General features: G+C 38.0%; 10 protein-coding genes. 4 read left to right on the top strand and 6 right to left on the bottom strand.

Annotation, left to right across the window (positions count from 1 at the left end; translation table 11 throughout):
- Nucleotides 1-105: 105 nt before the first annotated feature.
- Nucleotides 106-747 (bottom strand): hypothetical protein, encoded by a 642-nt coding sequence (locus tag ACXAGS_RS08510; protein ID WP_474906133.1) that lies wholly within the window; start codon nucleotides 745-747, stop codon nucleotides 106-108.
- 124 nt (nucleotides 748-871) lie between these two features.
- On the opposite strand from ACXAGS_RS08510, the gene ACXAGS_RS08515 reads away from it, so the two are divergent.
- From ACXAGS_RS08515 to ACXAGS_RS08530, 4 genes are all read left to right on the top strand, one after another.
- Nucleotides 872-1,348 (top strand): OsmC family protein, encoded by a 477-nt coding sequence (locus tag ACXAGS_RS08515; RefSeq protein WP_474906134.1) that lies wholly within the window; start codon nucleotides 872-874, stop codon nucleotides 1,346-1,348.
- A gap of 51 nt (nucleotides 1,349-1,399) precedes the next feature.
- On the top strand, nucleotides 1,400-2,086 hold the full coding sequence (locus ACXAGS_RS08520; RefSeq protein WP_474906135.1) for an NUDIX hydrolase: 687 nt from the start codon (nucleotides 1,400-1,402) through the stop codon (nucleotides 2,084-2,086).
- 64 nt (nucleotides 2,087-2,150) lie between these two features.
- Complete coding sequence (prs, locus tag ACXAGS_RS08525) at nucleotides 2,151-2,981, top strand: ribose-phosphate diphosphokinase (RefSeq protein ID WP_474906136.1); 831 nt, start codon at nucleotides 2,151-2,153, stop codon at nucleotides 2,979-2,981.
- Between the two features lie 11 nt (nucleotides 2,982-2,992).
- Complete coding sequence (locus ACXAGS_RS08530) at nucleotides 2,993-4,441, top strand: nicotinate phosphoribosyltransferase (protein ID WP_474906137.1); 1,449 nt, start codon at nucleotides 2,993-2,995, stop codon at nucleotides 4,439-4,441.
- Between the two features lie 50 nt (nucleotides 4,442-4,491).
- On the opposite strand, the gene ACXAGS_RS08535 is transcribed toward ACXAGS_RS08530, so the two are convergent.
- From ACXAGS_RS08535 to ACXAGS_RS08555, 5 genes are all read right to left on the bottom strand, one after another.
- Entirely contained in the window at nucleotides 4,492-5,289 is a 798-nt protein-coding gene (locus tag ACXAGS_RS08535; RefSeq protein WP_474906138.1) for a metallophosphoesterase family protein, read from the bottom strand.
- A 108-nt stretch (nucleotides 5,290-5,397) separates the two neighbouring features.
- Nucleotides 5,398-5,703 (bottom strand): metallophosphoesterase, encoded by a 306-nt coding sequence (locus ACXAGS_RS08540; RefSeq protein WP_474906139.1) that lies wholly within the window; start codon nucleotides 5,701-5,703, stop codon nucleotides 5,398-5,400.
- Between the two features lie 50 nt (nucleotides 5,704-5,753).
- A complete protein-coding gene (locus tag ACXAGS_RS08545; protein ID WP_474906140.1) occupies nucleotides 5,754-8,159 on the bottom strand; it encodes a glycoside hydrolase family 2 TIM barrel-domain containing protein in 2,406 nt (801 codons plus the stop codon).
- Between the two features lie 7 nt (nucleotides 8,160-8,166).
- Nucleotides 8,167-9,789, bottom strand: coding sequence for a glycoside hydrolase (locus tag ACXAGS_RS08550; RefSeq protein WP_474906141.1), 1,623 nt, complete (start codon nucleotides 9,787-9,789; stop codon nucleotides 8,167-8,169).
- Nucleotides 9,790-9,793: 4 nt separating this feature from the next.
- Nucleotides 9,794-13,102, bottom strand: coding sequence for a VCBS repeat-containing protein (locus ACXAGS_RS08555; RefSeq protein ID WP_474906142.1), 3,309 nt, complete (start codon nucleotides 13,100-13,102; stop codon nucleotides 9,794-9,796).
- Nucleotides 13,103-13,171 lie beyond the last annotated feature (69 nt).

Below are 13,171 nucleotides of genomic sequence, written 5' to 3' on the forward strand. Positions count from 1 at the left end.
TTTGCCATTGCAAAATCCGGAATTCCTTATGATGAGAAATATGTGTCGAAATTGAACTAAAAGAACTTGTTTTTTAACTCAGTTCTTTGTTACCTGCTGGCTTTTTTATTTATTCATTTTTAATAATCCACTTTTAAAGTAGATTTTCATATTATTTCTTGTCTTTTTTCTTTTTGGTTCTTCTCCTTCAAGAAAAGCTCCTGATGCTGAATAGAAATCATTACTCTTAAATTCCACAAGTCCATAAATAATCTGGTTTTTTGTCGAATCAGGAATTTCGGATAGCACAATTTTTGTATCAGAACAAGGAACTTCCAATCTCATTATCAAGCTGTCATTTTCTTTATAGGCATAAGTTGGAAAATCATCCGAACTCAACATATGAAATAATTCCGCTTTTTTATCGGCTATTTTTATATAAAATCCTGTTCCTCCAAAAAGTCCATATGCGCCATTAATTCCGAGTGTATCTTTATCCCACAAGTAGAATGATTTGAAAGGAAGTTTTTTTGAAAAGTCCGTACTTGAAACTACAAGACTGTCATTTTCATAACTATCCACATATAGACTATTCCCATAAACTTGCATAAAGTCGCCAAATCTTTCAAATTCAGGTTGTTCAACTATATATTTTTCTACTTCACTTTTTATGTTTGGGTTTATTGTCAGTCCGTCAATATCGCTTTTCTTTTGTCCATTTGAACAAGAGCATAATGTTAAGACCAAAATTAAAGTTAAGTACTTCATTTTTTCAGCTTGCAGGTAACAATTCAATATCCGCCCTATAACGCATATCTGTTTTGTATAAAACTACTAAAACTTTGTTTAAGTTAACCGCTTTTAATACGCATACTTATAGTAGCTTTAGCATATGAAAATGCACAACTACACCCTTTTTCTAGAATGGACCGGTAACAAAGGTGAAGGCACCAAAAATTACCGCAGCTATGAACGCAGCCACCGTATAAGTACTGCCGTGACCAACCAAGTAATAGAAGGCAGCTCTGATCCCGCTTTTTTAGGAGACAAAACCAAATACAACCCAGAAGAATTGTTCGTGGCCTCATTGGCCTCTTGCCATATGCTCTGGTACCTGCATTTATGTGCCAGCAACAACATTGTGGTACTAGAATACACAGACGAACCACAGGGAAAAATGGTAGAAGAAAAAGATGGTAGCGGCCATTTTACGGAGGTTATTTTAAAACCTACGGTTATCATAAAACATAAGACCAACAAGCAGATGGCCAAAAGCCTACATGCCGAAGCGCAAAAGATGTGCTTTATAGCCAATAGCTGTAATTTTCCGGTACTGCACCAACCGGAGATTTTAACGGCCAAGTTGTAAGCATAGAATTCTTAACAGAAAGTGTAATTTTGTGTTGTTTAAACGCAAAATATGATTTCGCAAAACATAAAAGTAGCCGTAGACGCTGTGGTATTTGGGTACGTAGAAAGGCAATTGCAATTACTGCTCATAAAACAGAAATACGGAAGCGAGAAAAACAAATGGGCCTTGCCGGGTGGTTTTGTCCTGGACCATGAAGATTTAGATACAGCAGTAACAAGGGAACTACAAGAAGAAACCGGTATAACTGTAGCTTACCTAGAGCAATTGTACACCTTTGGTGCCGTAAAAAGAGACAACAGGCAACGAGTAGTAAGTATTGCCTATTTGGGATTGATAAATCCTAAAAAATTTAAGCTCACCGCCAGTACGGATGCGCTAGAAGTAGGCTGGTTTGCCATAGATGCCCTGCCCCAGTTAGCATTTGACCATCAAGAAATAGTAGCCAAAGGTCTAGAGCGACTACAAAACAAAATAAGCTACAAACCCATAGGATTTGAATTGTTGAATACGGAATTCCCCTTTTCTGATATAGAAAACTTATACCAGACCATTCTAAACAAACCCATAGACCGTAGAAACTTTAGAAAAAAGCTGATGAGTTTTGGAATACTAGAAGAAACCGATAAGATTAGTAAACCAGAAAGTGGCAGACCGGCTAAGTTATTTCGCTTTAACACTAAAAAATACAAGTCCTTGGAACAAAAGGGTTTTCATTTTGAAATTAAGTTTGCGTAAAATAAACACAAAATAATTTTGTTTACCGAATTCAATATCGTACTTTGCGTAAAAATAACGCAATATGAATTTAAATCTCGACCCAACTTTTGGCCCTAAAGCGCACCAAATTGCATTTGAGGCATTTACTTTTAATGGCGGCGAGCCCCACATAAAAATTAAAAGTAATATTCCTAAGAACCAAGAGGTAGTTATTTACCACAGGATCAATTCGTTCAACGATCTAGGATTGCTTTTGGTAGCTACTGATGCCCTAAGACAAATGGGCGTAAAAGACATAGCTTTGTTTTTGCCCTACTTACCAGGTGCTAGACAAGACCGTTTAATGATTCCCGGAGAACCATTGACCGTAAAAGTATACACCCAACTGATTAACGCACAACAATACAGCAGCGTAACCCTTTTTGACGCACATTCTGAGGTAGGCCCCGCTTTATTGAACAATTGTATTGCAGTTAACAACCATGCGTTTATCCAAAAGGTTTGTGAGGAAATAGAAAAAGATGCTTTTTTGATTTCCCCAGATGGTGGCGCACTAAAGAAGATATATAAATTGGCCGCGCATCTGCAAGATTACCCTGTGGTAGAGTGTTCCAAATCTAGAGATGTAAAAACCGGACAACTTACCGGGTTTAAAGTATATACAGATACGCTTGAAAACAAATCTTGCCTTGTGGTAGATGATATTTGTGATGGTGGCGGCACCTTTATTGGCCTAGCCGAAAAATTAAAAGAAAAACAGGCAGGTAAATTATACTTGGCCGTTAGTCATGGTATTTTTAGTAAAGGTTTTGATACATTATTAAAACACTATGACAAAATATTCGTTACCAATGCAGTTAAAGACGTACAACACCCCAATATAGTACAAATTAACCTACTAGATTTAAACTAAAACCCAACAGTATGAACCCACTTTTATATACAGATGGCTACAAAGTAGACCATAGAAGACAATATCCAGAAAACACCACCTTGGTCTATAGTAATTGGACCCCTAGAAAAAGTAGGATTCCCAATGTGGACAAAGTAGTTTTCTTTGGGCTACAGTATTTTATTAAAAAGTACATTTTAGAGGATTTTCAAAACAACTTTTTTACCCAGCCAAAAGAAGAGGTATGTGCTAAGTATTCTAGAAGAATAAATAATTATTTAGGACCAAATTCCGTTGGTATAAAACATATTGAGGCCTTGCATGATTTGGGTTATATACCCATGGCCATAAAGGCGCTTCCAGAAGGGGTTTCCGTACCTATACGCGTTCCTATGTTTACCATGTACAACACCCTACCCAATTTCTTTTGGTTAACCAATTATTTTGAAACCTTATTGTCTACTACCATTTGGTTACCTTGTAATTCTGCCACCATAGCCAAGCAATACAGAAGCTTGTTAGATGATTATGCGGCGAAAACCTCAAGTATTCCTGAATTTGTAGATTGGCAAGGCCACGACTTTTCCATGCGTGGTATGGCTGGTTTAGAGGCCGCTTTATTGAGTGCGGCTGGGCATTTACTTAGTTTTAGCGGTACAGATACCATACCTGCGGTAGATTTTTTGGAAACGTATTACAATGCCAATAGCGATGAAGAACTTATAGGTGGCTCCGTAGCCGCTACGGAGCACTCCGTAATGTGTATGGGCACCAATTCTGGTGAGCAAGAAACCTTTAAGCGATTAATTACCGAAATTTATCCTAAAGGTATTGTTTCCATAGTATCAGACACTTGGGATTTATGGAAAGTATTGACCGAATACCTTCCTAATCTAAAAGACGAAGTTTTAGCTAGGGAGGGCAAAGTGGTAATTCGCCCAGATAGCGGGGACCCGGTAGCCATAATCTGTGGCGACCCAGAGGCTGATAGTAGTGTAGCGCAAAAAGGTGTTGTACAGTTACTTTGGGAAACTTTTGGGGGAAGCATCAACGCGAAAGGCTTTAAAGAATTAGACCCACATATTGGAGCCATTTATGGCGATAGTATTACTTTGGAACGAGCAGAAAACATCTGTAAACGATTGGAAGAAAATGGTTTTGCTTCAACCAACGTTGTGCTCGGGATAGGTTCTTTTACCTATCAATATAATACTAGAGATACCTTTGGCTTTGCCATGAAGGCCACCTATGGTGAAGTAAACGGCGAAGGCCGGGAAATCTACAAAGACCCTATAACGGACGACGGTACTAAAAAATCAGCTAAAGGACTTATAAAAATCGAAAAAGTAGATAATACCTACTCCCTAATAGACCAAGTCTCTTGGGAAGAAGAAGCTACGGGCGAATTACAACTAGTTTTCAAGGACGGAAAACTTTTAATAGACGATAATTTAAAAGCTATCAGAGCCCGTGTAAAATAAGACGCTAAAAAACTGAATTACAAAGCCCCTTTTGTAGGGGCTTTTTCTTTTTATTTGGTGGCAAAATTAGCCATTTTAGACCATCCACTCCAATTTAAAAATTGGTCTCTGTAGCGTACCCGCCAATAGTAAGTGGTATTGGGTTTTAAACGCGTAGATACCTCATCGGTTAAATCGTCTCCTTTTTGCCTATTTTCTTTGTAATACCAGTTTTCAAATTGTTTCCAACTATCAAAAACCGGTTTATCAAAAGTACTATCCGTTGCAATTTGCCACTGGCTAGCCGCATGGAAAGCCCCTTTACGACCACCAGAAAAAGTACCGGCTTTAAGGGTAACAAATAGTTTGTTTACCGTAGCATTTTTAGGAGCGATTACCTCTGGGATATCAGGTTCTTTTTTAAAACGATAGACCGTTACCCGGTCTGTTTCTTCGTTATCTTTTAGGCCATCTGCGTTATTGCCCCTGGAAATACGTTTCAGGGTCATTTTAGGGTCGTTTTTATCAGGATCTATGGTAACCATGACAAATCCGTATTCGTCTTCCGTTTTGGTAAACTCCTCATAATCCCTTCCTTCAAATTCGCCCCAATTGTCTAACGCGCCTCCTGCAGAGGCCACGTTTACCCATAGATGGTCGTGCTCCTTACTTTGCCCCCTAGAATAACCATGGGTATGCCCAAAAAAATGTAGTGTTGGTTTCCCAGTTTTATCGGAAAATTGCTCCAATAGTTTTACCACCTTACCGGTAGAAGCTTCCTCTCCCGGTATCCATAGTTCTGATTTATGTGGATGGTGCAACTGCGCAAAAACAAAGTCTATATTGGCATTGCTTGCCGTTTCTTCCAATACCTTCTCTAGCCATTCAAATTGGTATTTAGAATCGCGATAGCCTTCATTGGAATTTAAACCTATTATACGAATGTTGCCATAATCTTTAAACCACCAATGCTCTGCTTAGGCAGGGGTTCCGTTTTTTGGTAACTCAAAATATTTGAAATAGAAGACCGAGTTCTGCTCATGGTTACCCAATACCGGATATACGGGCACCTGTGAAAACAAATTAGCAGATTGCTTAAAAAAATGCTGGGTCCAATGGTCGTAATTAGACCCCGTAGAAACCAAATCGCCCGGAATCATGACCAAGGCTAAATTATCCGGTACACTACCATCAAACTCATTTTTAAGGTATTTGATAACCCCTTCGTTTACTATTTCTTCAAACTTCTCCGGATACTGCCAATCGTATTGCATATCGCTCATGGCCACTAAATTGAATGGTTCTGCTTGCTCCTTTTAATAAATGTATACGGCTAATAATCTATCTCCTTGGTCAACACATTTAAATAAGCACTTTCTATTTTTAACCTTATTTTTCCGGTATCTTTTGTAGCCCTTACATAGATAATAGCCTTACCATTGTTCAGTTCATGCACGTTATCCAAATAGTTTTCGGCAACATAGTTAGAACCGTTTTCAATACCCATTAATTCACCGTCTCCTTTTATGGTTACTTTTATTTTGTTGGCTGCCAATTGACAAATGTTTTCTTTGGCATCTACAACGGTAACTTCATAGATGGCAACATCATATGCCTTTGACAAGGTATTTTGTATAGGTTTTAACTTTAGTTTATCTGGTTTACCGGAAGTTATCAAGGTCATTTCCGCTACGGGCTTTCCGTTGGTAAAGCCAACCGCTTTTAATTGACCCTCCGTAAAAGGTAACTGCCAAGTAATTATTCCGGTTTCATCATCGTATTGTTTGGTTTTACCCACTTTGGCACCATTTAAATACAAGTCTACCTTTTCCGTATTGGTGTAACAAGCTACGGTCATATCTTCACCCCTTTCAAAATTCCAAATGGCAGGTGCATCCATAGAAAGTTTGCCATTTTTTCTGGCTGGGTAAGCCCCAATATACAACATAGGCTCTTTAGCCCATAATGATTTTCTAAAATAGCCTTTGGGCTTAATATAGTTGGCCATATCTACCATTCCAGAGTTGAAACCACGAGATGGCCATACCCCAGATTCTCCCAAATAATCTATACCTGTCCATAAAAATTGAGCAAAAATAAAATCCTTATCCCTAACAGCTTTCCACGCATTTAAATCGTGCCTGTTTTCGCTACCATAAAAAATACGCTTTGGGTATTTTTTATGATCTTCATCATATTGATATTCTGTGTAATTGTACCCAACCACATCCAATGTTTCTGGAAATTCTGTTTCATTACTCATTACCGAGCCTGCCAAAGCCGCGGTAACTGGTCTAGAAGTATCCAAGGCTTTTACCACAGGGACCAACTCCTTTGCAATATCCCCCAAGCGGTCTGCATGGGGTTGACTGGTTAAATAACCTCTAGTAAATTTCTGTCCAATTTCACCAGTTTCCAGAACTGGATGGCTATAGGGGTCGTTAGGGTAATCTACTTCATTACCTATACTCCACATTATAATAGAAGGATGGTTTCGGTCTCGCTTTACCATACTTGCCAAATCTATCTTATTCCACTCTCTAAAGTAAGAGGCATAACCTTGAAATCCTGGCTCACCATGATTCCAGCCTGTTAGCCATTTCTTTTTAGGGTATTCCCATTCGTCAAAAGCCTCGTCTATTACCAAAAACCCTAATTCATCGCATAGCTCATATAAATCTGTGCTTTGTGGATTATGGCTCATTCTAATTGCATTAACGCCAATATCCTTTAACTTAACCAAGCGTTCTCTCCAAACTACTTTGGGTACAGCAGCCCCAAGAACTCCTGCATCATGATGCAAGCAGACCCCTTTCAAGTTTGTATTTTGTCCGTTTAGAAAAAATCCGTTGTCCGCGTCAAAATTTATGGTTCTTATACCTACTGTAGTATACGTTACATCTGTTATCTTACCCTTTTTAAGCAAGGTAGATTTGAGTTGGTATAAATATGGATTGTCTAATTGCCAAAGGATAGGTTGTTCTATGTTAAGCAACTGCTCATTCTTGTTTTGATTTTGCGGCACTTGGGTATTGGTGGTAGCCACAACCTTTCCATTAGCATCTAAAAACTCGTGTAAAATACTAAAATCAGCGCTAGCCGGTCCATCGTTAAGTGTTGCGTTAACCTTTAGCATAGCTTTATTGGCATCTACCGTGGTGGTGTATTGTATGCCCCATAAATCAAAATGTGTTTTGGGTGCCGTTATTAGCTGCACATCTCTATATATACCAGAACCGGTATACCAACGGCTATCTGCTTGCTCACTATGATCTACACGAACGGCTACTACATTCTCTTGCCCTGGTTTTACAAAAGGGGTTATCTCATAAGCAAAAGAAACGTATCCGTTAGGTCTTTTACCCAACCATTTTCCGTTTATAAAAACTTCACTATTGCGGTAAACACCTCCAAAATACAAGTAATATCTGTTCTCTTTATCACCTACCGGAATGTTTATGTTTGTTCTATACCAACCCACGCCTCCTGGCAAATATCCTGTGCAACTAAATAAATCTGGGCTAGCCGGAAAGGTTACGGACCAATCATGCGGTACGGTTACTTGTTGCCAACCACTATGATCAAGAGTTTGCCTGCCACCAAGATGCACGTCTCCGTAATTAAAAAACCATTTTTTAAGGTATTCTGATTTGCCAAATCCTTGTGCACCAAGATTAACTGTACACAAAAAACTGAACAAAAGAAAACAAATACCTCGGGTAAAATTAGTTATTATCATTTTGTACTTAACTTGTCTTATTTACAATAAGGGTTACTATAGATTTTGCAGGGAGTGTAAAAATGCCGTTAGATTCAATATTGGTCAATTCTAAATCTTTGCTAGCATCCGTTATATAAGTTGCAGCCCCTGTTACAACCTCATCATCTAAGGCAATACCAACCGGCATACTCCCGGCATTGGAATTGATTACAACAATTACATGATTTTTACCATTTTTGCTTTGATAAGAAGAAAACAGTAAGTTTTCATTTAAACTTCCCGTATTATCCGGATTATTGTTTGCCCGAATGTGTGTTCTTTGGTACCCTGGACGAATAAAACGACTATAGTTACCTAGTGCCCAGAGCAATTTACTTTCGTAGTACTCTCCGTCTTGTTTATTCTTATCTATATAGATGAGACCATCTTTGTAATTGTAAGGCGATATAGCCAACCACCAATGCCAAGCACTGGCATTACCTACTGCCAAATCTGTATGTATAACCTTTGCCGTATATATAGCCGGGGCCATGCCCAAGTCTCTACCAACTCCTTTGATTTTATCATTATCCTCTAGAATACAGTATTCAGACATCCAAAATGATAAATTGGGAATGCTAGCAGTTTTTTCTGCAACGGCACTCCTGTGTCTCTTTAAATTGTCAAACGGATGAGTGGTAAAATAACTATGACCAGATATGGTAGGACTAACATGACTTAAATTGCCTATATAATTTTCAGAATCAACAGTAAAAAAAGCTTCTATTTGGTTTCCCCTATGCCCTTTATCTCCATTTTCATATAAAAAATTAAGCTGGCCAGCTTCTGCAATATCAATTTTAGTTTGAAGGCTTTTCTGAGCTATTGCTGAATTTAATTCTTTAACAATACCTGCGATATCAGAGTTAAAAAAAGGAGTTCCTTCTTGCCCATCGTTCCAATCCCATTGTGGTTCGTTGACAGGGCTTATGTAGTCTACTTTTAAACCCTGCTGTTCCATGCCTTGAATAACCGTAGCCAAATATTTGGCATAATCCGAAAATTTATCTGATTCTAAATTGGGTACGGCATTGTCCGTATTAGCTCTACCATTTTTTGTCATGGTTACTGGCGGACTGTTTGGAAAAACCAGTAGGTTTTCTACTGCTGCGGCTTTTGCTTGTTGCGCAAACCACATTTGCCCAGCTTGCTTGTTCCAATTGTATGTGCCATCTTCCTGTAAAAAAGATTCTGCCCTGCGCCACTCATCACTAATATTACTTGATATTCCTTGGGCCGCACTACCTGCACCAATGTTAAAGCGCCACATAGACAGGCCAATACCCTTGGGGTTATCATTAGCATCCATTTCCTTGCTAAATAACAAATCTGCAATTGCTGTTTTTTTGGCTAAAGGCCAGTTACCCACAAACTGGCAAGACCATGCATCTGATGCTCCAAAATGAGCTATTGTTTGGTAGGTATTTGAAGTGGAAACCTCTAAAATTATACCAGGGTTTGTATGACCAGGCACAACATTTTCTTCAGAAATTTCTTCAGACTTTTCCTTTTCTGAGCAAGCAGATAAACTATAAAGAAGTGTTAGAGTAAAGAGTATTAACCAAAATTGGCCTTTAGAATTTAAGTAAGGAGTATTAATTGTTGGCATTTTTTTATTTATTAGAACCTATAACTGATATGTATTGAAGTGGACCGTTATTTTTGGCCACTAATACAGAAAGACCATTGGCAGTTTTTACCAAATCTGAATTTCTTACGTCTCCCGAAACATAGAGACCACTTTTAAAAGCTGGTAGTATGGTAAAAAATCCTTCCCCATTGCCTTTTAAATAAACGCCAAACGATGCATCGTTTCTTGGGGTTTCTACTTCTGCCACGTACCAATTACCACTTAATAACGCATCTAAATGGCCATCTAGGTCAAAATCATGGATAGTTATACTATTTATTGAAGATAATTGGGCGTTAAAACCTAATGGAATCTTTGTAAAAGTGCCGTTTCCATTATTTCTAAAATAAGCACTGGCAAAAGTACTTGCCGCATAATGTGTTGCTTTTTTTAGTTTATTCTCTCCATAAACATCTACCAAAGTAGCCTGCGCAAAAGCATCGTATGTTTTAAACTTTTCTTTGATACTAGGAACCTGGTTACTAGAACATTCCCTACCGCGTAGTGGATATAAATCACCAGTTTCATAATACCCTAGTGCAATGTCTCTTGTGCCATTATTGTCAAAATCTGTTTGAAAAATTTCAAAAGGAGCTTCTGTAGTAGCTTTATACTTGTAATTAAGGCCTAAGTTGCCAGCAATAAAATCTTCGTCTCCATCTCCATCAAAGTCAGCCGCGGCCACACTAAACCACCAACCATTTTCTTTGGCTATTTGGGTGTTTTCTGAAACATCTACAAAGGTTCCATTCGTATTTTTAAATATTCGAGGAGCCATCCATTCCCCTACCAAAAGCAAATCTTTTTTCCCATCAGAGTCATAATTAAACCAAACCGCGTCTGTAACCATACCCAAGTTTTCTAAACCTGGTGCAATAACAGTAGTTACATCTGTAAACTTAGGTTTACCTAATTGGCTATCATTTCGTAAAATCTTGCTACTTACAGCTTCTGGGTACTGACCCGGTTTTTGGCGGCCACCAATGAATAAATCCAAATCACCATCATTATCATAATCTGATGCTTTTACACAAGCCCCGCTCAAACCCCATTGCGGCAAGGCGGCCGTTTCCGTAAAACTACCTTCTATATTCAGATATAACCTATCTTGTAATAATTTGTTTCCATGCTGGTATTCATTCCCTCCACTTACCACATACAGGTCTTTGTTTCCGTCTCCATCTGCATCTAAAAATAGGGCCGCAACATCTTCAAATTGCAAATCCGCCGCAAAAGCAGGTTGGTTGGAACGAACAAAAGAACCGTTCTGCTTTTGAATATATAAGGCGCCTGAGTAACCAAGAGCCCCGCCAATATAAAAATCATCCAAACCATCTTTATTGATATCATCAACAGCTAACGCTGGCCCCATTTGAGACATTCGATGTGGCAGAAGACTTTCTCTTTCAAAATCATTATACTTGTTTTCTTTATGTATATGTTGCAATCCGTAATTTTGGGTAACATCCTTAAAAATTCGGGGATTTTCCCTATTTTCTTTTAAACTATTTTGGGCATTTTTATAAGATAACAAAAGTGTTTGATTGGCTTTAATATCCCGTAATTCTTGAGTTTTGCCATCTGGCCAAATAACGGTAAGCAGTTTAATATTTTGTTGCCCACCTAAACCAAAATGTAATGGGGCTGCTGCCGCAGATTGAAATCCTCTGCTATTGTATTTTTCCTTTATCTGCTGTTGCTGATTTAAGGTTATTTTTACGCGTACGCCAATGCCTTGAGGGTTTTGAGAGGGACCTTCCAAATTAATTTTTAGGTAATTATTGGAATTTAATTCATTGGCTTTATTTTCATACACAAAGGCCAAATCATCCATATTGTTTACCACTATATCCAAATCTCCATCGTTATCCAAATCGCCATAAGCCGCTCCATTGGAACTAGTTTCAACATCTTTAACCCAAAGATTGTTGGTTTTTGTAAAGCCGTGACCTTTGTTATTTTGGAAAAAATAATTGGGCTTGCTCCTATTGGGCATTTCATTTACCAGTTGTAGCGTTAATTGCCTTGCGCGTTTTTTGTTTTCCGGTGTTTGTCTGCCGTATTGAGAAAAGAAACGGTCAAACTTATTTTGTTTGTATTTTAAAAAATCGTTGTTCCTGAAATCTTTTTTAATTCCGTTAGAAACAAAAAGGTCTTGGTATCCATCATTATCCATATCAAAAAACAAGGGTCCCCAGCTCCAATCTGTATTAGAAACACCGGCAATTTGGGCAGCATCTGAAAATACGGGAATATTATTTTTAGTTTGTGCCACACCGTTGTTCAATTGTAGAGCGTTGTACATGTATTGATGGTGTAAACCTTTTTCTGTTAAGGCGTAAAACCGCTCTGGATTCATACCACTCATAGAGGTTTTAATGTCATAGTTATTTTCTGACATCATATCTAACGACAAGAAATCCAACCAACCATCGTTATTGATATCTGCTATATCATTACCCATACTAAAATAAGAGATGTGATTAGCGGCTTGGTCCATAACCTCTTTAAAAGTACCATCTTGTTGATTTAAATAAAGATGATCCTTCTCTGAAAAATCATGCCCAACCAGAACGTCTGGCCAGCCATCGTTATTTAAATCTCCAATAGCAACACCTAGCCCAAAACTAATACTGTTGTTTATGATACCGCTTTCACTGGAAACATCTATAAACGATTGATTTTGATTTTGAAACAATCTAGAACTTTGGAACGGTGCCTCTTTCCGCATTAGATCAGGAAGCATCTCATCTTCATAAGGTCTAGTTCCATGGTTGATCAGAAATAAATCTAAATCGCCATCACGATCATAATCAAAGAAAGCTGCTTGCGTGGAAAAATGAGGTAGGTCCAATCCGTATTTTTTAGCATCTTCCTTAAAGACAGGATTTCCCTTTTCATCGTTCTTAACGTTAATAAATAATTGGTTTCTACGATCGTCAGGATTATTGTATTTTCCAGATTTACATACATAAATATCTGGTCTACCATCCAAATTTATGTCTACTATAGAAACACCAGTGGTAAACCCACTGTTTGCTCTTAAACTGCTTTTACCCGTTATGTCTAAAAAATTTAGGTTTCCTTTGTTAATATATAGTGCATTATTCTCTAAAGAAGAAGCAAAGTAAATATCCAATAATCCATCAAGGTTAAAATCTGCCAAGGCAACACCTGCACCGTTATACAAATACTCATATAAAATACCGTTTAAGTTGGAAGTTTCCTTAATGGTATTTTTAAAGTTTATACCCGTTACTTTTTCTTTTTGAATAACAAATAATCTTTCCAATTCGCTTTGTTGCGCCTTCTCTGTTTTATTAGTTGTTTCTTTACAATGAAAAAAAAGCATACAGCAACA

This window comes from Croceivirga sp. ABH4_376 (assembly GCF_056160685.1).

Coding starts and splice junctions, on each gene's coding strand:
- ACXAGS_RS08510 (WP_474906133.1), bottom strand. CDS start 747: ATGAAGTACTTAACTTTAATTTTGGTCTTAACATTATGCTCTTGTTCA.
- ACXAGS_RS08540 (WP_474906139.1), bottom strand. CDS start 5,703: ATGAGCGATATGCAATACGATTGGCAGTATCCGGAGAAGTTTGAAGAA.
- ACXAGS_RS08545 (WP_474906140.1), bottom strand. CDS start 8,159: ATGATAATAACTAATTTTACCCGAGGTATTTGTTTTCTTTTGTTCAGT.
- ACXAGS_RS08550 (WP_474906141.1), bottom strand. CDS start 9,789: ATGCCAACAATTAATACTCCTTACTTAAATTCTAAAGGCCAATTTTGG.
- prs (WP_474906136.1), top strand. CDS start 2,151: ATGAATTTAAATCTCGACCCAACTTTTGGCCCTAAAGCGCACCAAATT.
- ACXAGS_RS08515 (WP_474906134.1), top strand. CDS start 872: ATGAAAATGCACAACTACACCCTTTTTCTAGAATGGACCGGTAACAAA.
- ACXAGS_RS08520 (WP_474906135.1), top strand. CDS start 1,400: ATGATTTCGCAAAACATAAAAGTAGCCGTAGACGCTGTGGTATTTGGG.
- ACXAGS_RS08530 (WP_474906137.1), top strand. CDS start 2,993: ATGAACCCACTTTTATATACAGATGGCTACAAAGTAGACCATAGAAGA.